At 49.6% G+C, this 20,831-nt stretch carries 19 protein-coding genes and 2 tRNA genes; 5 read left to right on the forward strand and 16 right to left on the reverse strand.

Annotation, left to right across the window (positions count from 1 at the left end):
- Positions 1-73: 73 nt before the first annotated feature.
- Complete coding sequence (locus tag ACO5R6_RS05530) at positions 74-1,087, reverse strand: sensor histidine kinase (protein WP_485626195.1); 1,014 nt, start codon at positions 1,085-1,087, stop codon at positions 74-76.
- Positions 1,084-1,746, reverse strand: a complete 663-nt coding sequence (locus ACO5R6_RS05535) for a response regulator transcription factor (RefSeq protein WP_485626196.1) — start codon at positions 1,744-1,746, stop codon at positions 1,084-1,086. The genes ACO5R6_RS05530 and ACO5R6_RS05535 overlap by 4 nt, the downstream gene beginning before the upstream one ends.
- 54 nt (positions 1,747-1,800) lie before the next feature.
- Here ACO5R6_RS05535 and ACO5R6_RS05540 point away from each other — a divergent pair, with 54 nt between their 5' ends.
- On the forward strand, positions 1,801-2,367 hold the full coding sequence (locus ACO5R6_RS05540) for a glycerol-3-phosphate responsive antiterminator (protein ID WP_485626197.1): 567 nt from the start codon (positions 1,801-1,803) through the stop codon (positions 2,365-2,367).
- A gap of 30 nt (positions 2,368-2,397) precedes the next feature.
- Here the strand turns inward: ACO5R6_RS05540 and murI are convergent, their stop codons facing one another.
- From murI to xylB, 8 genes are all read right to left on the reverse strand, one after another.
- Positions 2,398-3,174, reverse strand: a complete 777-nt coding sequence (gene murI / locus ACO5R6_RS05545) for a glutamate racemase (protein ID WP_485626198.1) — start codon at positions 3,172-3,174, stop codon at positions 2,398-2,400.
- A 55-nt stretch (positions 3,175-3,229) separates the two neighbouring features.
- Positions 3,230-3,300 (reverse strand) — tRNA-Gly (locus ACO5R6_RS05550).
- Positions 3,301-3,303: 3 nt separating this feature from the next.
- Positions 3,304-3,376, reverse strand: a tRNA-Phe gene (locus ACO5R6_RS05555).
- A gap of 46 nt (positions 3,377-3,422) precedes the next feature.
- On the reverse strand, positions 3,423-6,107 hold the full coding sequence (locus ACO5R6_RS05560) for a hypothetical protein (protein ID WP_485626199.1): 2,685 nt from the start codon (positions 6,105-6,107) through the stop codon (positions 3,423-3,425).
- On the reverse strand, positions 6,104-7,195 hold the full coding sequence (locus tag ACO5R6_RS05565; RefSeq protein ID WP_485626200.1) for a metallophosphoesterase family protein: 1,092 nt from the start codon (positions 7,193-7,195) through the stop codon (positions 6,104-6,106). The genes ACO5R6_RS05560 and ACO5R6_RS05565 overlap by 4 nt, the downstream gene beginning before the upstream one ends.
- A 115-nt stretch (positions 7,196-7,310) precedes the next feature.
- Positions 7,311-7,964: a fructose-6-phosphate aldolase gene (gene fsa / locus ACO5R6_RS05570; RefSeq protein WP_485626201.1), complete on the reverse strand. Its 654-nt coding sequence runs from the start codon at positions 7,962-7,964 to the stop codon at positions 7,311-7,313.
- Positions 7,965-8,040: 76 nt separating this feature from the next.
- A complete protein-coding gene (locus tag ACO5R6_RS05575; protein WP_485626223.1) occupies positions 8,041-9,549 on the reverse strand; it encodes an L-fucose/L-arabinose isomerase family protein in 1,509 nt (502 codons plus the stop codon).
- A gap of 120 nt (positions 9,550-9,669) precedes the next feature.
- The gene (xylB, locus tag ACO5R6_RS05580; protein ID WP_485626202.1) at positions 9,670-11,148 is read right to left on the reverse strand and encodes a xylulokinase; all 1,479 of its coding nucleotides are present in this window, start codon (positions 11,146-11,148) and stop codon (positions 9,670-9,672) included.
- Positions 11,149-11,486: 338 nt separating this feature from the next.
- Here xylB and ACO5R6_RS05585 point away from each other — a divergent pair, with 338 nt between their 5' ends.
- The 4 genes from ACO5R6_RS05585 (at position 11,487) to ACO5R6_RS05600 (ending at position 16,484) form a co-directional block, all read left to right on the forward strand.
- Complete coding sequence (locus ACO5R6_RS05585; protein WP_485626203.1) at positions 11,487-12,554, forward strand: LacI family DNA-binding transcriptional regulator; 1,068 nt, start codon at positions 11,487-11,489, stop codon at positions 12,552-12,554.
- A 122-nt stretch (positions 12,555-12,676) separates the two neighbouring features.
- A complete protein-coding gene (locus ACO5R6_RS05590) occupies positions 12,677-12,877 on the forward strand; it encodes a helix-turn-helix transcriptional regulator (protein ID WP_008522391.1) in 201 nt (66 codons plus the stop codon).
- 44 nt (positions 12,878-12,921) lie between these two features.
- The gene (locus tag ACO5R6_RS05595; RefSeq protein WP_485626204.1) at positions 12,922-13,947 is read left to right on the forward strand and encodes an AAA family ATPase; all 1,026 of its coding nucleotides are present in this window, start codon (positions 12,922-12,924) and stop codon (positions 13,945-13,947) included.
- Positions 13,929-16,484, forward strand: coding sequence for a S8 family peptidase (locus ACO5R6_RS05600; protein ID WP_485626205.1), 2,556 nt, complete (start codon positions 13,929-13,931; stop codon positions 16,482-16,484). Before ACO5R6_RS05595 ends, ACO5R6_RS05600 begins: the two co-directional genes overlap by 19 nt.
- A gap of 566 nt (positions 16,485-17,050) precedes the next feature.
- On the opposite strand, the gene ACO5R6_RS05605 is transcribed toward ACO5R6_RS05600, so the two are convergent.
- From ACO5R6_RS05605 to ACO5R6_RS05630, 6 genes are all read right to left on the reverse strand, one after another.
- Complete coding sequence (locus tag ACO5R6_RS05605; protein WP_485626206.1) at positions 17,051-17,260, reverse strand: hypothetical protein; 210 nt, start codon at positions 17,258-17,260, stop codon at positions 17,051-17,053.
- Positions 17,253-18,329: a hypothetical protein gene (locus tag ACO5R6_RS05610; protein WP_485626207.1), complete on the reverse strand. Its 1,077-nt coding sequence runs from the start codon at positions 18,327-18,329 to the stop codon at positions 17,253-17,255. The genes ACO5R6_RS05605 and ACO5R6_RS05610 overlap by 8 nt, the downstream gene beginning before the upstream one ends.
- 18 nt (positions 18,330-18,347) lie before the next feature.
- Entirely contained in the window at positions 18,348-18,539 is a 192-nt protein-coding gene (locus ACO5R6_RS05615) for a hypothetical protein (protein WP_485626208.1), read from the reverse strand.
- Between the two features lie 5 nt (positions 18,540-18,544).
- Complete coding sequence (locus ACO5R6_RS05620; RefSeq protein ID WP_485626209.1) at positions 18,545-18,940, reverse strand: DUF4357 domain-containing protein; 396 nt, start codon at positions 18,938-18,940, stop codon at positions 18,545-18,547.
- A 259-nt stretch (positions 18,941-19,199) separates the two neighbouring features.
- Positions 19,200-19,820, reverse strand: coding sequence for an ABC-2 transporter permease (locus tag ACO5R6_RS05625; protein ID WP_485626210.1), 621 nt, complete (start codon positions 19,818-19,820; stop codon positions 19,200-19,202).
- Positions 19,813-20,664, reverse strand: coding sequence for an ABC transporter ATP-binding protein (locus ACO5R6_RS05630; protein ID WP_485626211.1), 852 nt, complete (start codon positions 20,662-20,664; stop codon positions 19,813-19,815). Before ACO5R6_RS05630 ends, ACO5R6_RS05625 begins: the two co-directional genes overlap by 8 nt.
- Positions 20,665-20,831 lie beyond the last annotated feature (167 nt).

A 20,831-nucleotide genomic window follows, 5' to 3' on the forward strand; every position in this document is an offset into this window, starting at 1 on the left:
GCACCTTTGGTGCACGAGAACGCTCTTTTCATTAGGGGAGTTTTTTCACAGCCCCGCTCCTATGAACACAAGATCAATCCTCCAAAAGCAATCTGGAATCCCTCGGGAACGCGATATGCATGGTCGTTCCCTGTCCGGGAACGGATGTGGCATAAATGCAAAGGTGCATCTTATCGCAGAGTTTCCGGCATAAGTACAAACCGATCCCGGTAGACCGGGCTTTACCCCTCCCGTTTGTTCCCGTGAATCCTTTGTCAAATATACGCGCTATTTCGTTTTCTGCGATGCCGCTTCCGTTGTCCCTAAGAGACAGGATCACTCTGTCCTTCTCTTCGCGCGCTGAAAACGTCAGTTTCAGTCCGTTTTTCCTGTATTTTATACTGTTGCTGATCAGCTGCCCCAGAATAAACTCAAGCCATTTGGGGTCTCCATACACCCTTTGTGACAGATTCTCAAAAGAAGGTTCTGTCTTTGCCGCAATAAGCTGTTTCGCGTACTTTTTGAGAACTTTTTTCACCAGATCATCCAAGGCGATCTCCCGGATGATGTAATCTTTTTCCAGATTGGTACTCCTCGCATAGTAGAGCGCTTGTTCCACATAGGCATCGATTCTGGAAAGCTCCTCCATCACACCGGTCGCCAATTCCCCCTTATGATTCCCGCAGATCAGATCTATGCAGGATATGGGAATCTTGATCTCGTGAATCCATGTCTCAATGTAGTCCCGGTATTCCGTATTCATCCGGCGATAGAAAGCCACTTCATCCGCCATTGCCTTTGATGCCTCCTGCAGTACGTCTGTAAGAATGATGCCGTCAGCAAACCACGCTTGTCCAACGATGGAGGAGATATAGTATTTCTTATCCAGACGCTGCAGACCCTGATAAAGTTGCCTGTAGAAGCGGTTTTTTTGATGATATTCCAAGACGAGCGCACTGATCGTGACCAAGAGAATGCACAGGCACACAAGGATGTTCGCGTTATCATTGACTTTCATTTCCCGCAAGAACACAGCCAGAAACAGAATCACTGCCGTCTGTGACAGGAGCAAAAGCCACTTGTCCTTCATAAACATTGCTATGTTCATATCAGGTACCCCATCCCGCGCTTTGTTGTGATAAATCCCTTGGCCCCGATACTCTCACATTTCTTGCGCAGACGATTTACATTCACGGTCAAGGTATTGTCATCTACAAATTCATCCGACTGCCACAGGGCATTCATCAGCTCATCGCGGGAGACAATTTCCCCGGCATTTTGGAAGAGGACCGACAAGATCTTCATCTCATTCTTCGTCAAGTCGATCCTGTTGTCTCCATAGGAAATCACTCCCTTGGCCTGCTGGAAACGAAGCCCCCGATACTCCATTGTCTCTGAGCCGCTATCCTGCGCGCTGCGCTTTAGAAGCGCAGCGATCCGGGCGATCAGAATTTGCGTATTATAGGGCTTCGTGACAAAATCATCCGCCCCAAGATTGATGCTCATCAGCTCATCCATATCCGTGCTCCGGCTGGTGACGACAATGATGGGAACCGTTGATTGTCTGCGAATCTCGCGGCAGATGTGAAATCCATCAAAGAACGGCAGGTTGATGTCCAGAAGAACCAGATCCGGATCTGCCTCCAGTACAAGCTGCACAATATTCGGCCAGTCCTCACTGGATTCACATTCGTACTCGTAGGAGTTCAGCAGCTTAATCAATTCCGTGCGGAGAACTGTATCGTCTTCAATAACGAATATCTTCATTTTGCCTCCGATCCTATATAATATACAGGAGCATCTTCTGAAAGGGGACCTGCCATGAATCATGAATTTGCAAATGCCCTGGAGGCCTCGCCTGTCATTGCCGCTGTCAAGGATGAAGACGGCCTGGCCCACTGCCTTGAGACAGAGACTGCCATCGTCTTCATTCTCTATGGGGACTTGATCAGCATCCCCGGCATCGTGTCTCAGGTCAAGGCGGCCGGCAAGATAGCCATGGTCCACATTGATCTGATCCACGGCCTTCAGTCCAGGGAGATCGCTGTGGACTTCATCAAAGTCTACACGGAAGCGGACGGCATCATCTCCACCAAGGCCAATCTCATCGCCCACGCCAGGGAACTGGGGCTTGCGACCGTCATGCGCTTCTTCCTGATTGACTCCATGGCCTATGAGGCTATTCTCCGTCAGCTCCCGTCCACCAGGCCGGATGTGGTAGAAATCCTGCCGGGTCCTATGCCCAAACTGATCACGAAGATCAAGAACCGGATCAAAGTTCCCCTGATCTGCGGGGGCCTTGTCTCCGACAAGGAGGATGTCCTCTCGATCCTGTCAGCCGGGGCAGACGCCATCTCAACCAGCAGGCAAGAAGTCTGGTTCCTCTAGGCTGCCGAGGCAGGCCCCGGAGCCGTCCCCTTACTCCTCCCGATGGAAGAGGCCTGCCATCCGATCCAGCCGCTCCCGGGTCGGATCGCTGTTCTCGAAGATGACCGTCCCCCCCTCCTTCTTCTCCGTCTCCAGGTCTTCTGCCCGGATTCTCCTTAAGAGTTCTCTCGCTGTTCCTGCCGCCCCGTCATAGATCTTGGTGGAGGGCCCCATGATCTCCTGGACCTGCCTTCTCACGAAGGGATAGTGCGTGCAGCCCAGGACGACGGCATCAACGCCCCGATAGGGTATAAGAATATTTTTTAAGAACCGCATGAGCTCCGGGGTCTGATCCCTCCCCTCTTCGACGAATTCCATGAGACCGGGGCAGGACAGGGTCTCGATCTCCGCCACATGCCGGAAGCGGTCACAGAGGAGGTGAAGCTTCCCCAGCCGGACCGTCATGGGCGTCGCCATGACCAGGACTCTGCCCCCCGGATTCTCCAGGCAGGCGGGCTTGACCGCCGGCTCAATCCCGACAATAGGAAAGCTTGGGTACATCTCTCTTAGCTTGCGAACCGCGGCAGAAGTCGCCGTATTGCAGGCGACAGCCACAGCCTTGCAGCCCCGATCCATCAGTCCCTGTATATTTCTGATGGTCAACTCCTGGATCTCCGGCAGTTCCCGCGTGCCATAAGGCGCGTTCTTCGAGTCTCCGAAATAGAGAAAATCCTCTCCCGGCATCAGCTTGACCAGCTCCCTTAAGACGCTGATTCCGCCCATTCCTGAGTCAAAAACAGCGATCGGCGCATTCTTCTCCCGACTCATAAAACCTCCTGCAAGAAAAAAGCGCATCTCCCGATGTCAGAAGATACGCCATGAGAGCGGGTGATGGGAATCGAACCCACGTATCCAGCTTGGAAGGCTGGTGTTCTACCATTGAACTACACCCGCATGTGCCCAGTTCCGGAATCGAACCAGAGACACGCGGATTTTCAGTCCGCTGCTCTACCAACTGAGCTAACTGGGCCCTGTGCTGCGCACGTTCCATATTGTATGGGATGACAGGTCTCCTGTCAATGTTCTGCGGGCATACGGCTGGGATGACAGGTCAGATAGATCAGCTGGCGTCTGGCTGCGATCTGATCAAGAAAGTCGAGAGCCCTCCTCACCTTGTCCTGATCGAGGTTGTTGAAGGGATCGTCCAGAATCACCACCGGCTGGTCCTTTGAGAAGAGGGTGTCTACCAGGGCAAAGCGAACGGCGAGGGCAATCAGGTCGTGATAGCCGGCAGAGAGGAATTCGCCCCGTTTCTGCTGCTCCTTGTAAACGAGCCGGGGATTTAAATCAATATCCAGGACGAAGGTCTCCGGCCGATCCTGAATCCTGTCTCCTCCAAGAATCTCCAGATAGGACTGCATGTTGCTCTGCAGGGGGCCCATATAGCGGGCCAGGTAGGACTCCCTCGCCCGGATCAGATAGTCTCTTGTCAGCTCCAGAATGCGGACCGTATCCTGCATGTCGGCTTCCTGCCTCCGCAGCTCCTTGAGCTCGTCCCTGGCTTCCTCGTACTCCTGCAGTTCCTCCAACAGCTTCGTCCACGCGTCCCGCGTGTCACTGACCTCCTGTGTCAGCCCGACGATCTTCGCGTCCAGGGCTTCCCCGTCCTCCTGCAGTTCTGCAACGGACTTCCCCTCGGCAGAGACCGCGCCTGTCTCCTCTTCTTCTGCCAATTCTCTTTGCAGTTCCCTCACCCGGTCTGAGAGATCCGCCAGCCGGTCCATATTGCGGCGGATCTGGTCGATACAGGCCTGACGACTGTTCCCGGTCACCGGATACCTGGCCAGGAATTCTCCGATCGCCTTGCGCCAGCCCCTCACCTGATCATTTAAGGTCTCTGCCTGCCCCTTGGAAGTCATATACTCCCGATACGCCTGGGCGTCCTCCTGCAGACGCTGGAGAAGGGCCTCTTCATTGAACTCGTGGTAGAGGTCCATCTCATAGGCGTCCGCATAGGGCTGGAGCTGGGTGTACAGGTGCATGGAACAAGCGGCCAGTTCATCTACGGCTCCGGCGGAATTGTTGATCATCTTGACCTCTGCGACCTGTAACCGGTCGAAGTTCTCCTTCTTAATTCGGATGTTGGTCAGATTCTGCTGCATACTGCCCTCTTCCTCAGGAAAAGACGCGAGGAAGTCAATACAGATCTTGCGGGAGGCATCCCGCATCCGGACAGCCTCTTCTCTTTCTCTCTCTGCCTGCCGGATCTCCTCATCCAGAGCCTCCAGAATCTGCTGATAGGCCCGCTTGTGTCTCTTGTGACTCCCGATGCCGGTGACAAAGACAAAAGCCGCCGCCAGAGCAAAGACAAGGCCCAGAGCCAGGCGCAGGAAGTCCCCGTCAGACACATAGAGCCCCAGGAAAGTCCCTCCGCCCAGGAGCAAGACCAGGGCAATCAGCCCTGTAATCAGACTCAGGCCAAATCCGGACTCCGACCGACGGGCTTGCATCTTGCCCGCCCTGTTCTGCTCCAGTTCCTCTGTCTGCCTGGTCAGTTCACTGACCCGCCCGTTATAGACCGCGAGATGATTGATCTCCTCGGCGATCAGATCCAGCTCCTCGCGGCTTGGGTTCTTGACAGAGAAATAAGCCCTGAGCTCTGCCAATTGCTCCCGCTCTTCCTCGAGCATGACGGCATAGGACTGCTGCATGCGCAGGTCCTTCAGATGGGCCGCCTCTTTGGCCCAGCCGGCGAACTGACCGCTGGTCGGGATCTCCTCCCGAAAGAGATCCGTTAAGTCTTTGACATAGGCCTCTTTGGGGATCTTCTCCCGCAACTCCTCAAGCTCCTTCTCCCGCACGGCCAGCTGATGGTCCGCATCGGTGATCTCCGCCATCTGCTCCGGCCCCGGAAGTCCCTTGGCAAAGAAGGCCCGGTACTCCTCCATCTCCTTTCGGTCCTCAGACAGCTGCTGCCTCTTCTGGCGCAGGGCTCCCAGGGCCTGCTCTCTTCCGATCTGCTCTGAGATCCGCTCGTTCAGGCCCTTCTTCTCCTCTTCCAACCGGTGCAGCCTCTCCCTCTTACAGACCAGGTCTGCCTCGGTCATGCGGGCAGCCTCCCGGGTCGCTTCAATCCGGTCAGCCGCTTCCTGTTTGTCGGAGATCTTCTGCCCCAGAAGACGCAGCTTGCCAGTATTGGTCTTACTGTTTCGGTTGTAATCCCGAATCTGCGTTTCAATGCCCTTAATGGCATCCTCGAAATGCGTGACGTCCTCCCGGTTCATCCGGTTTCCCTTGCCCATGCGGGCGTTCATGGCATCTGTAATCCCGGTGTCCAGAGCATTCTGCGGGATAAAAATCGACTTCTCAAAGGACTCCCTGTCCACACAGAAGAGCTCCTCTCCGACCTGGTCCGAGAAGTCATCCGACTCCTGATTGGTGGCCAGGTCAATCAGGCGAAAGGAGTCCTGCTTATTCGTGTGGCCGAAATTGCGCTCTATCCGATACTGCCTCTCCCCTGTCACAAAGACTAAAGACCCTCCGTAGGCTCCCTTGTCCCAGGGCTCGTATTTGTGCCTCTCAATCAGGTTCTTCGTGCTCCTGTTGTACTCCATACCGTAGAACATGGACTTGATGAAGACGGAAAACGTCGTCTTGCCCCAGCCATTCTCCTCCAGAATGGCATTGAGACCCGGCTTGAATGTGAAGTTCTGATCCCGGATTGTCCCGAATCCGGCAATATAGCAGGATATCAGCCTCATCCCTCCAACTCCTCTCCGATCAAAGCCCGCATGCCGATGCGGGTCACCCGCTCCTTGTCCTCATCAGACAGGTCACTGTCTCTTATGAGGCGGACAAATTCCCCCTTGATCGTCCGGTCATTGAGATAGGCCTCAAAGTCGATCTGCGTTCTCGTCTGATCAGAGACCTTGATGTAGAAGAACCGACTGACAAAACGTCTCAAGACCCGGTCTGTGTCCAGTTCCAGGTCCATGCTGATGTGGCCGGTAAAGACCAGCTTGATCAGGTCCTCCCCCGAAATATCCCTCAGGGCCTTGTCGCTCTTGGACATGACCTGGAGCATCCGGTCCTCGGGAGTAAGCTCCACTTGGATCTCCTGCAGCTGCCTTCTTGCGAAGGGGACGAAGCGGCTGGTCAGCCGGCCCCCTGTGACATCGATTTGCACAAAGCCCTTGGGGCCGCACTCGTCAAAGCCCCTGCCCTCCAGGCAACCGCTGTAGCAGAAGATCCCCCTCTCATCCAGCTTTTCCCGGTGGAAGCTGTGAATGTGACCCAGGGCCAGGTAGTCGATCCCCTTCCCCCGATAAGCCGGCAGGACCACTTCCTCCGCTGAATCATTCCCCGCATACTCCCGGACCTGCCCATGGAGCATGACAAGATTGACCCGGTCCGGGTCCAGATGCAGGCTTCGGGGCAGGGACTCGCTGTTCTCTGCTGACAGCTCCGCTCCCGTGATGACCAGGTCCCCGCAGTCATAGCTCCGCCAGCCCTTATCGGAGAAGGTCTTGAGATTGGCCGGGATCTCCTCTTCATCCAGTCCCGCCAGGAAGTCCGAATTGTCGTGGTTGCCCCGCAGATAGAAAAAGTCAATGTCGGGGTGCATCTTCATGGGTTCCAGGGCCCGATTGCGAATGGACCGGGACAGATGCGGCCGGTCGAACATATCTCCGGCGATCAAAATGGCCCCGACGCCCTCGCGGGCGGCATAGTCCACCATGCGCTCATAGGCGGCAAACAACTCCTCGCGGCGCAGTCTGGCCTTCTCGCTGTCTAAATTTGTCTCCATCCTGGAATCCAGGTGGAGGTCTGAGCAATGGATCATCTTCATTTCTCTATTTTACCATGAAGAGGAGGCTGCCGCCAAACTGCCCCTTCTATTCTCCCAAGACCCAAAACCCCTCCTATTCTCCAAAGCCCGCTTCCTATTCTCCAAAGCCCGCTTCCTATTCTCCAAAGACCTCCGCATATTCCCTGGCAAACTTTTCAATCCCCGCGTCTGTCAGGGGGTGCTTCATCATCTGCATCAGAACCTTATACGGGACCGTGGCGATATCCGCCCCGGCCAGGGCGCAATCTCTGACATGCATGGGCGTGCGGATCGAGGCCGCTATGACCTCGGTCTCGTAAGCGTAATTCCCGAAGATCGTCTCTATATCCTCTATGAGACAAATCCCCGGCTCTGAGATATCATCCAGCCTTCCCACGAAGGGGGAGACATAGCTTGCCCCGGCCTCGGCAGCCAGGAGGGCCTGGTTGGCGGTGAAGATCAGGGTACAGTTGGTCTTAATCCCCTCGGAAGAGAGGGCACGGATGGCCTTCAGCCCCTCTGCCGTCATAGGGATCTTGACCACCATATTCCTGTGAATTGCAGCGATCTGTCTTCCCTCGCAGATCATCCCCTGGGCGTCCCTGGTCGTGGCCCTGACCTCGCCGGAGATCGGCCCGTCCACAATCCCGCTGATCTCCCTCAGGGTTTCCGCATAGTCCCTTTTCTCCTTGGCGATTAGAGAGGGATTGGTTGTGACCCCATGAATGATCCCCATCTCATTGGCTCTGATGATCTCTTCTACGTTGGCTGTGTCAATAAAGAACTTCATATCCCCTCCTTTTGCATGTGTTTCTTCAGGCTCGAATCCACTTGCATGTTTCCCGTCTATATTTCCTGCCTTTATTTTACTGCAGATTCCGGTCGCGGGCGAATGGATTCTCCCCCGGATAAGGCAGTTCCGCCGGATGGTTATAATCCAGGTCTTCCGCATGGACTCCGAGATAGCGGAGTGCTGCAAAGAGCTGTCTTCCGTAATGCCCGAATACGACCGCCCCGTGATGGGGATAGTTCTTCTCGATCAGGACATTCCGATAGAAGCGTCCCATCTCCCGAATGGCGAATACACCGATCCCTCCGAAGGACCGACTCGGCACAGGGAGTATCTCTCCCTCTGCCACATAGGCCCTGAGCTTATTATCTGCCGTCGCCTGCAGGCGATAGAAGCTGATATCGCCCGGCCTGATATCTCCCTCTATTGTGCCGACGCACCACTCCTTGGGATGCGTAGATGCCATAATTCTCTGATAGGACAAATGCGGTTGCAGGATTCTGGTCGAGCAGGTATTCCCGCAGTGGAAGCCCATGAAGCTATCACTGGGCCGGTAGTCGAATTTCCCCTCAATGGACTCCCTGTACATATCCTTCGGAACAGAGTTATTGATGTCCAGGAGAGTCACTTCCTCTTGACTGACGCAGAGACCTATGTACTCGGACAAACTGCCGTATATGTCCACCTCGCAGGAAACGGGGATTCCCCGCCTCATCAGACGACTGTTCACATAGCAGGGTACGAAATGAAACATATCCTGAAAGGCTGGCCAGCATTTCGTAGTCAGAGCCACAAATTCCCGGTATCCCCTGTGGTCATCGATCCAATCTAAGAGCGTCAGTTCGTACTGTGCCAGCTTAGACAGCATCTCCGGCTCCTTGCCGGACTCATAGCCCATCTCTCTTGCCATATCACAGGATACAGAGCCAATGCGCTCGTCCCCCTCATGTCTCAGGAAAGCCTCATAGAGATCCAGCTCCGACTCCTCCTCGATCTCAACGCCCAGATTGTATAGCTGCTTAATGGGCGCATTGCAGGCCAGGAAGTTCGCCGGCCTTGGTCCGAAAGAGATGATCTTCAGATGCTCTAACCCATACTTGACGCGGGCTATGGGCAGAAAGTCATGGATCATGGCAGCGCAGTCGTCAGCATCGCCCACGGGTTCGTCGGGAATATAGGCCCTGCAGTTTCGCAGAGCGAGATTATAGGACGCATTCAGCATCCCGCAATAGGCATCGCCCCGTCCGGACTCCATCAATCGGTCCTGTGATTCCTCTGCCGCCGCACAGAACATCACCGGGCCGTCAAAATGCACAGCAAGCAGGGTCTCTGCAATCTCCGGCCCAAAATTACCCAGGTAGATGCAGAGGGCATTACAGCCCTTCTTTCTAATATCGTCCAGAGCATGAACCATGTCGAGTTCGGACTCCACGACCGTAACGGGGCACTCATAAATGTCCTCGGCATCATAGCTTGCCGCATAAGCCGTGACGACAGCTCTGCGGCGATTTACCGCCAGGGGAGCCGGAAAACAGTCCCGGCTGACCGCCACCAGCCCCAGCTTGATTCTGGGAATATTGTTCATCATCATCTTCTCTCCTGTCATCTCATTCTCTCCTTTGCCCTCCTGATGCCCTTCTGATGCCTTCCTGATTCCCTTCTGATGCCTTCCTCGCCCATCCGTCCTCCCGTCCTGCATGCGATCTCATTCTGCGAGCGCTCGAAAGACCTCCCGCAGGGCCGGATAGAGCTTCGAGAACTTCTCATATCTCTCCTGGTATCGCTGCGTTAGGACCGGGTCCGGCGCAATGGTCTTCTTGACCCGGACAAGGGCCCGGACCGCCTCATTGAGATCTGCATATGCTCCGCAGGCGACAGCCGCCAGGATTGCCGCCCCGAGCGAGGGCCCCTCCTCCGTCTCCGGGAGTTCCAGCTCGATGCCGAGCACGTTCGCCAGAATCTTCTGCCAGAGAGAGGACCTGGCCCCTCCTCCCACCAGCCTGGACCGGTTGATTACAATCCCCTGACCTCTGGCGACCTCCAGCATATCCCGGCAGGCGAAAGCCACCCCCTCCATGACTGCCTGTGTCAGCTCCTCCCGACCGGTGTCCATTGTCATCCCCAGAAAACAGGCCCTGGCATAGGGGTCATTGAGAGGGGACCGCTCCCCCATCAGATAGGGCAGGAAGAAGACCTGATTTCTTCCCAGCCCACGCTCGTCAATCCGGCTTTGCGCCCGGGCATAGTCCCTCTCCGACAGGATCTTCTCCATCCACCACTGATTGCAGGAGGCGGCCGAGAGCATGCAGCCCATCAGATGGTACTTGTCCCCCGCATCGCAGAAGGAGTGAAGGGCGTTGTCCGCATCAACACGAAAGTGATCGGAGGCAATCAGGAGGGTGCCGGAAGTTCCTATTGAGAGATTGCACCCTCCCTCAGCCACCGTCCCGGTTGCAACTGCAGCGGCAGCATTGTCACCTGCCCCTGCCGCCACCTTGACCTCGCAGGGCAGGCCCAGTTCCTCCGCCGCCTGCGCCGTAAGACTCCCGATGCAATCGCAAGACCTGTACAGGCCCGGAAGCATGTCCTCTGTGACTCCGCAAATGGCAAGCATCTCCTTGGACCAGGTCCTCCCCTGTACATCCAGGAGAAGGGTCCCTGAGGCATCCGAGAAATCCGTCGCATAAACGCCGGTCATTCGATAGGCCAGATAGTCCTTTGGAAGCATGATCTTTCGAATCCTGGCGAAGTGCCCCGGTTCATGGGCCTTGAGCCAGAGGATCTTCGGCGCGGTAAATCCTGTAAAGGCAATATTCCCTGTGTGTCTCGACAGGAAATCTCTGCCGATCTTCTCATTGAGATAGTCTGTCTCCTCCGCAGTCCTGGAATCATTCCACAGGATCGCCGGGCGGATGACCGCATCCTCCTGGTCTAAGATCACAAGCCCGTGCATCTGCCCGCCGAAGCTGATTCCGGCCACCAGCTTCCTGTCGATGCCGCTCAAAAGATCATCCAGGCCCTCCTTAGTCTGTGTCCACCAGTCCTCCGGCTCCTGCTCTGCCCAGGTGGGATGGGGGAAAGATATCGGATATTCCCTGGACACCATATTTCGAATGTTCCCCTCCCCGTCCATGAGAAGGAGCTTGACCGCAGAAGTCCCCAGATCAATTCCAATGTAATACATTGATTCCAATCCTCTCTGAAACTTTACAAGGCTATGACATCCGGTGGGAAACACGGCGTTTCCTGTTCGTGCACGTGCACGTCCTATTCCTATCATATGCGTCCTGTTTGGAATCTACAATGAACTTTTTTGCCAATATTCTTGGATTTTTTCTCACATATTGCCCAAGATCTCTTGGACCAAGAAGATGCGTGCTTGTGCACGCATTGACTTCTCTCTGTTCCCGTGCAATAATGCACGCAAAAGCACGGCGCACGGGTGGACAGGGACGAAAGGCCTGAAGGGAATGACCGGGAGGAGACGACCGGCCGCAAGGACAGGAGAAAGAGGTGGGGCAGATGGCCACGATGAAGGAAATTGCAAAGCTCGCAGGGGTCTCTCGCGGCACGGTCGACCGGGTTCTGAACCAGCGGGAGGGGGTCAGTCCACAGACGAAGAAAAGAGTTCTTGAGATAATAGAGATGCTTGACTACAAGCCAAATAAGGCCGGCATTGCCCTGTCCGCCCAGAAGAAGCGCCTGTCCATCGGCGTCATTCTCTTCGGGGCGGGCAATGCCTTCTTCGACGATGTGATCACCGGGGTCGAGAGCAAGCTCACAGACCTGGGCATTTACGGGATTCGTCTGATCACAAGGTGGATCCCCTACGGACTGAAAGAGGAATTGGACGCCATCGACCAGCTATCCGATGAGGGGATTCATGGGCTTGTCCTCTCCCCCTACAATGACGACCGCGTCCGCGCCAAGATTGACCTGCTCTGGGAGAGCGGCATCCCTGTGGTGACCACCAACACCGACATCCCAGAGTCCAGGCGAATCGCCTATGTGGGATCTGATTTCTATGCCTGCGGGAGGACGGCGGCCGCCCTCTTCCACCGCTTTGCCAGCCGTCCACTCAAGCTCGCCATTATCACAGGCTCCCACCAGATCCTCTGCCACGAGGATCGTATTCGGGGCTTTTCGGACTACATCCGAGACCTGGTCCCCAGAATCGATATCACAGAAATCATCGAGGCGCATGATGACGACTATGAGAGCTATGAGGCTGTGACGCAGCTTCTCGCCAGACATCCCGACCTGGACGGCCTCTATTACACGGCCAGCGGCATGTATGGGGGCTGCCGGGGGCTTCTGCACGCCCGCAAGATCCAGTCCTCTCCTGAAGATTCCGACCTCTGTATTCGCAACAGCAAGGGAGACCCCTTCCTCCTGATCGGCTTTGACGCTGTCCCCTCCACCAGAGAAATGCTATCCAGGGGCCTCATCACCGCGACAATCACCCAGCAGCCCCAGCTACAGGGCTCTCTCTCCATAGGTCTTCTTCAGGACTATCTGGTCAGCGGGAAGCTCCCTGACCGGGAAATATACCACACAGACCTGTCCGTGAAGCTGCCGGAGAATGGCTGAGCTGGCTTATACAAAAACATTCCTGATCAGTTGTAAAAAAAATTGAGAATGCCCTATACAGCATATGCTATAATAATATAAAGAAATAATGGCATATGCTATATTGAGAAAGAGGTATGATAATGACATTTTCAGAGTTTGTTATTTTTGTGCGAAAGAACCTTGATTTAAGCCAGGAACAGCTTGCTAGTGCAATAAATGTAAGTTATTCAACTATTAACCGCTGGGAAAACTGTCATGTTACACCAAGTAATCTAGCAGTAAAAAGTTTTTTTGATTTTTGTGAAAATAATTTCATCGATATTCCGGATGGGTTATTATAGAATTGCTTGCCATTTATCATTGAAAATTTAGGAGGTAAAAAATTATGGCAAGAGCAGATTTGCTATGCGAGTTAATAAAATATGGTTTGATAAATGATTCTGTACACTTTAGAAAAGCTACCGAAGCGTTATGTGCTGAAGAACGTTCAAAGCAGCATACAGTACTTGCAGCAAAAATTGACGAATTATTAAAAAATTCACACAAGTCTATCACGAAAGATAATGTAATTTCACCAACAATCACCCGCGGTGGAACAAGCGAGCAAAGTCTTTTTTTAGTAAAGACTCCTCAAAAGAGATTAGATCACTTAATTCTTCCAAACAATATTAAATCAATCTGTCAAGACTTGATAACAGAACAAAATCGTTCTGATCTATTACAATCATACGGCATAGAACCACGAAATAAAATTCTTTTAATTGGTCCTCCAGGGAATGGAAAAACCTCATTGGCAGAAGCAATATCTGAAGCATTGATGATACCTCTTCTTACAGTAAGGTATGAAAATATTATAGGTTCCTATCTTGGTGAAACTGCATCCCGACTGTCAAGGCTATTTGATTATGTGAAAACAAGAGAATGTGTTTTATTTTTTGATGAGTTTGAAACATTGGGGAAAGAACGTGGCGACACTCATGAAACTGGTGAAATTAAACGTGTAGTGAGTTCTTTATTGATGCAGATTGATGCACTTCCAAGTTATGTTATCGTTATTGCTGCTACAAATCATGATACTTTGCTTGATAAAGCAGCATGGCGTAGATTCCAAATCAGAATAGAAATACCAAAACCAACTCGAAACAATCTAGAAGAATATTATCGTTTCTTTGAAAAGGAAAAAAATTTTAAGTTCGGTTTGCAACCAAGCACACTTGCGAAAAAAACATTAGGCATAAGTTATGCAGAAGCGGAGGAATTTGCATTATCAGTTTATAGACAATATATTTTAAGTCTGCCGAATGATAATGCGAAAGAAATTACTGAGAGAGCCATTCGTAGTTGGCAATCTCAAGTAATCATTGCACATAAAGACCAGGAAGGAGTAGGAACATGCCAGACAGACCTTTAATATTATTTCCGTCTCCAGAGAGAGCAGATCGTGAACACAAACCTTCCGTATTTACAAAGACAGTAAGGCCATCTTTTGGAAAGCAGTTCACTCGGCTACAACCATCTTTTACTTTACTCAAAACTGCTTTTGAACAGAAGGCATTAAAAATTCAGCAATCTCCCACTGGGATTAACCCTGAATTTGCTTTGGTTTTTGAAATAATCGGAACTGTTGATAATTTCTATACGGCAGTGAAAAATACGGATGGTTTTGAATGGATATTTGACAGCGAAACTGAACCATTTGATCCGGATGATGATTTTTACCAAGTTGACAACACCTCTAATGAAAAACTTAATACTCCACTAAACGGGAAACTATATTGCGTAATGTCTAATCAACAGACGATGTTGCAATTATTATCATTGTGGCAAAGATATCAAAATGGAGAAACAGATGTATTCAAACGTGGCTTTGCAGGACTCCGTGATATTTTTACCCATATAAAGGATTTAAGGAAATGGGATGCAAGGGATAGAATTGAAGAAACACACGCTTTAGAATATTGGCGTGAATCGCTGGAAATTGATGGTAATTCTCCTGTTCCATTTGAAATAGAACTGTTCTTTAGAAGTGATGCAGCAAAAAGAAGTAATTCTGTTGAATCAATTCGCCGTGAAATTCAATCGTTAGAAGGACATGTGATTCAGGAATGTGTAATAGGTGAAATATTTTACCATGGTATGTTAGTTGAACTACCAAGAACTTCTATCGAGAGCTTAGTTAATCGATATGAAGAAATCGAATTATCACAAGTTGATGATATCATGTTCTTTCGCCCTGTTTGTCAGTCTGTATTTGTTTCCACAACGGATTCAGAAGTATATAATTCTACTGAAGAAACATCATTACCGATAGGTGATGCTGTGGTTGCTGTTTTCGATGGTATGCCAATGCAGAATCATCGTCTGCTTCGTGGACGAGTTATCATTGATGATCCTGATGACTATGCGGCAGAGTATGAAAGTAAATATCGTGTTCATGGTACATCAATGGTTTCCCTGGCAATTTATGGCGACATTAAAAGGAATGACACTCCTATCAGTAGTCCTGTTTATGTGCGACCTGTTCTACGACCGAAACAAAACGGCTTCGATAAGGTAATAGAAGGCGTTCCTGATGATAGCATGTTTATTGATGTTCTTCATCGAGCTGTAAAGAGAATGATGGAAGGAGATGGTCAAGAGAGCGCAACGGCACCCAACACTAAAGTAATAAATTTGTCTATTGGAGACCCTGTGCGACAGTTGGCAGCTACAATGAGCCCGACCGCCCGACTGCTCGATTTTCTTGCCTATAAATATAAGATTTTATTTATCATAAGTGCTGGCAACCACCCGGAGATTGTAAACTTTATAGATAAACCGTTCGACGAACTAAAATCTCTAGACATAACACAAAGAAGTAATATTTTTGGTTCAGCTATAAAAGATAATCAACGCAACCTTAAAATATTGGCACCATCTGAAAGCTTGAATGGACTTACAATCGGTGCTTTGTATGATGATTTCACTGATGCAAATGAAACCGATCGTTTTATTTGGGCCGTTGACAGAGGGCTTCCATCGCCCATATCTGCAATTGGAAAAGGCTATCGTTCTATCATTACTCCAGACTTGTTTTATTATGGTGGTAGAAAGTTTATTAGAGGAAGACTTGACGGTAAAATTAATTGGGTAGAATCTTCACGTGAGCCAGGATGTTTATCGGCGGCTCCATATGGAACGGGTGATACAGATGGTTGTGCTTTTTCTTTTGGAACGAGCGATGCTGCTGCTCAAATAACACATGAAGGGGCAAAATGCCATGATGTACTTAATCAGGTATTTCTTGACGAAACAGGTGTCAAAATGCCAGTAGATTCTACTGCAATTCTTTTGAAAGCTATGCTCACACATGGTGCATCATGGGAATCTATTGCTGATAAACTTGCTTCATCAATGGAAACCTCCTCAAAGCAATTAAGTAAATGGCTTGGAAACGGTATCCCTAATATAAGTCGTGTTATAGAGTGCACTAAAGAACGTATAACTCTTATTGGGCTTGGAGCATTAAAGAAAGACGAAGGAGATATCTTTAGACTCCCGCTTCCTGTAGACTTTTCGTCTCATCTAATGAGACGGAAACTGACTGTTACATTGGCCTATTTTTCTCCTGTTGTACCAAATAAGCAAACATATCGAGGCGCACAACTATGGTTTAATATTGATGATGGTGGAAAGGGGCTTGTTCCAGAGAGGCAAAATACAGAATGGCAGGCAGTTCGTAAAGGTTCATTACAACATGAGATTTTTATTGGAGAAAACCCAATCGTCTGGAATGATGATGACCTTATCATAAAAGTAAATTGTAGAGAGGAAGCAATTAAACTTAAGAAAGATGAAATACCATATTGTATATTTGTAACTTTTGAAGTGGCAGAAGAGTTTAATGTGGATTTATATACTGATGTTTCAACAAGAATCCGCCATCGTGTTCATATTTCAAATACTTAACTTAAACTTCCCACATCAAAAGTGGGCTTGATCCTTGAAAACTCAATAGTTTGACCAACAAAAATACCTGATTATGCGTTATTGGCCGCCAGTAAAGGCTTCTGCATGTAATCTGGAAGCCGGTTGATGAAGTCATTCATGAATACGGTGAGCTGTTTTTCTGTTGCCTGGAAGATTGCCTTGATGCTTTCAAGCATGGCATTGAATATTGCGGGGCGGCGGAGCCGCCTGTCCGGACTGATGGAGCCACCCCAACTTGCATTACGTTGTTACTTGGCTTGTGCGGGATCCAATCCGTAGACTTCAGTGGCGCTCCTTCTCCGGAATGGTGGCTCTCAAAGTCCGAACAGATAGCTCCGAAGGGGCCGGAATAATCAAACAAGGGCTGTCAGCGGTTTTGCTCCGCCGGAAGCCCTCTTTTTTATGCCCGTTTTCAGTTTTTCAGCGGCCTTGCCTTTGCAGCTGTGAGCCGGTCTGAACCCGTGATTTGAACCAATCGAAAGAAAAATCAAAAGGTATCGGCAAAATCAAAATGTGTGAGGAATAATCATAAAAGGTATTGAGTTTCACGCTGTAGTATCATTCCCACCACCTGAATTATTGTTTATCAGAGCAACCGCACTAAGTACAGTTGTTGCCGCACCGACTACGATGCCTCCGACTTGACCAGCTTTATTTCTTCCTTCAAGCACACATCTCCTGCAAAAAGGAAGTTTCTCATCAAGGAGCAGTTTCCCGCAGGATTTACAACGCCGTTCTTTTTCTTCATTACTCATCTTCAGAACCCTCCACATCTATGTAAAACACATCTTTGGTTTTTTGTGCCGGCATGGTTTCATAAGAATCAATTACGCCGAGCATCTGCTTTGGCTTTTCAAGCCAGAAATCAACATTCTCCTCATCATAGGGATAGTTTTTATGGATCAACTCCAATGCCGTGTATTTGCCATCACCAAGTTTTCGTCCAAACAACTTCTGAAGCTGATAGCGATATTCTCCAAGTATACGATTTGCATCATCTGCTTTGCCGCGATAATTGAACAGATAAACCCGCAACCCTACATACCGCGGAATCATCTGCATATCCTCATTGATATACGACAGAATTGAGTCTATAGCCTTGACACTTGCAAATGGTCCTTTGATACCAGCCAAAGCCTTCACCTGGGCATTAACATCCGAATAAAGGGCAGTGAGACCTTCCATTAAATACGTGTCTGCTTCTTTCAAATAAAGTTCTCGCTCTTCTTCAGATGCCGTGGCAGCCAGCATTATTTTATCCCGTGCACAAATGAACTTATTGCTTAAAGCCTCGCGGCGGGTAAAATCAAACATTCCCTTTACATCCCTGCCGATGTCTTCAATCTGGGAGGATATCCGTTGAAGAGAAACCTGCATGGATAATGTCGAGATATCTGAAAGAACGCTTGAGGGATTAACCGCTTTCTTCAGAGTGAAGAATTTCACAAGATGCTCGTTCTCGTCTAAGATAGCTGGGCGCAGATTCCCCGCCACCTCTCTGGACTGCCCAACATGATAAATTCCCTCTTTCAGCCCGTCAATAATATCTTGACTGAAATGAGAATAATCCGCAACAAGCATACCCATTTTGGATATATTAAAACCGCCTTTGATTGCCGTAGCTATTTCTCCAATAAATCCCTCAATGTTATGGAACGCCTTCCAAGCTGTGTCCGATCCCATCTCGGCCTCAATTTTGCCAATAAACACCTCAAAGAAATCGGACATAGCAAGCAGATCGGTTCCTTTTTTATCTTCCTCTTCTGTAAAAATGTTCAGCAACTCTGCCTTACCAGCCTCTACAATTTCATTTTTCCCTGCCATACAGTTTTCTCCTTGTGTTTAGTCTCCATCGAACAGATCATCGTAGAGCATCATCTCATCAATGGAGTACGGGCGATTCTCCCATTCCTTTTTCATTTTCTTATAGGTCTTGCCGTCCACCTCAATGGTGCGGGTCTCCATGACGGTTTTCTTGATGCTAAAGGGACCGCGCTTTTCAACGGGGACTTGAACCTTCATCTTATGCTTCATAAATGTTACTCCGTTTCGGTTGACTCAAGCGATTTCAATGATTGTCCGCTTTCTGTTTTCCAGCTTGTCAGACCGTTTGCACTCTTTCCAATAACGAACATTGCAGCGTAAGAAGGACTGGTAAAAAGCATATCCTCCTGCAGAACGCCTTGCTCGTCCACGGGTACTTTCTTTCGGCGCTCTTTGATAACAGCAGGGATTGTATTGTCATCCACCAAAGAAATGTGACTGCCTTTAAGAACAACAAATCCTTCTGCGGTCTGAGCGCCGCTTGCTTCGACCTTACCGATATTTTTAATAGTACGCTCAAGATGAAGTCTTGCGGATTCATCCGAAACGGTCACGGCATCCTCTGTTTTCCTAATCTGCGGCTTGCTGATAGGTTCAAGGTCCTTTCGCAAAATTCATCTTTGACCACTCAGTATGCGGCTATTACCCGGCCAGTGTATCATCCTTTGAGTACATAAGATCCTCCTTCCGGATCCCTTAGAGAGTCCCAAACTTTTTTGTCCGCGCCTCCATCTCAGTCTCCCTGATCCACTTGTCGCCAAAACTGGAACCACCACATATTCGTTTCCTACTAAAATTTTGTACTTCAGATTTGGATCCAGTTGTAAACACTCTGATGAACCATATGCTATTGTGGTATAAAACCAATAATCAATCCAACTTCCGTCTACTCTCTAAGTAAGAGCAGAGCAAGAAACTGATCCCCCAGATAGCCAGTATCATGAAGAAGAGTTTACTCTTGCTTGAGATAATTTCTTTCAGCGCCTGCATAGTCTGACTTGAAACCATCTTCTTCCCGAGAAGCGCCACTACGACTAGTGCATAGACACAGAACTGCGTTGCAAAAAAGCCCTTCCAATAGTAGGCGGCCATAAAAAACGCAAAATATATGGAAAAGCCCAGAAGCATCATGCCGGAATGATTGAAGGAGCTGCCTAAATCCTCTGTTTTAAAGATCAATGTCTTCACTAGGGCCAGCATGATCTCGCTCATTCCTAATAGTAAGAGGCCAAACAGAAAACGTGCTCCAACGATCTGCATACTGGAGAAGGGAAGCGTCTTTCGAAAAATAATCCCACTTCCCTTGTCCTCCATTTGCATCATTTTTGACATAGGAGCTGTGATCAGGACGAGTGGAAGTAGTAGATCCGCCAGCGAATATTTCGCATCGTTATCTGCCAACAATACTACTGGAACTGCAATACAATATACCAATGTAAACAAGAGTATTTTTTTCGTAAACCGAAAATCTTTTACTACTAATTCAATCAATTTCCTTACCCCCTGTCAGCAAAGCAAACACTTCATCCAGACTTGCACTCTGTGTAATATCTTCATTGTCTCTGACGATATCTCTTTGGAAGATAAGACGGTTCCCACTGTGATATCCTTGATCCATCATAAGCTGGCGGCTCTTCTGATCGAGATTCTCCAACTTGCTCTTGTCAATTGCACGATACTGCTCTTCGATCTCCTTCTCGTTTAGATCAAGCAGAATCCTGCCCTGATGCAGAAATATCACTTTGTCAGAAATCCTCTCAATGTCAGAGGTGATATGGGAAGAAAAAAGGATCGTCGTCTTTTCTCTTTCAACCATCGCCCGAAGTATCTTCAGGAGCTCCAGTCGGGCTAGAGGATCCAACCCGGATGTCGGTTCATCGAGAAGGATGAGGTCTGGCTGCTTTGACAATTCAATCGCCAGATAGAACTTCAATCTCATTCCTGTTGACAAGTCCTTAATCCGCTTGGATGTTTCGACCCCAAATTTTTTCATGTAATACTGATACTTCTCTTCGCTCCAGTCCTTCTTATAAACACGGCTGATAAATCGCTTATACTCCTTCATAGATACAGATGAATATAGGTCCCGGTTGCTCTCCAGGTAACTGACAGCTTGTATGCCGGATAGGCTCTTTACCTTCTTTCCGTCCAAAAATATCTCGCCGGAATCCGGTTTGATCAGGCCCAGCAGTGCCGAAAGAGTCGTTGTCTTCCCTGCACCATTTTCTCCAATGAAGCCGGTAATTGTTCCCCTCTCTAGAGAAAAGGACAACTTCTCTAAAGAAAAGTCCCCATATCGCTTGCTCAGTTCTCTCACCTCTAATTTAGCTTCCACTGGTCCCCCTCTTTCCTTCTCTCGAAATATGTTTTCATAAAGATCTCTTCTGATAAACTCATTGTTTTTCGAACTTTCAAAACTCCATATGGACTATCCTCTATCGGATATTTAAAATTTACTCACAGTAGAAGTCCATTTCAATGGGAGGACTTCTCAACGGTCTT

The sequence above is a fragment of the Shuttleworthella sp. genome, assembly GCF_057251025.1.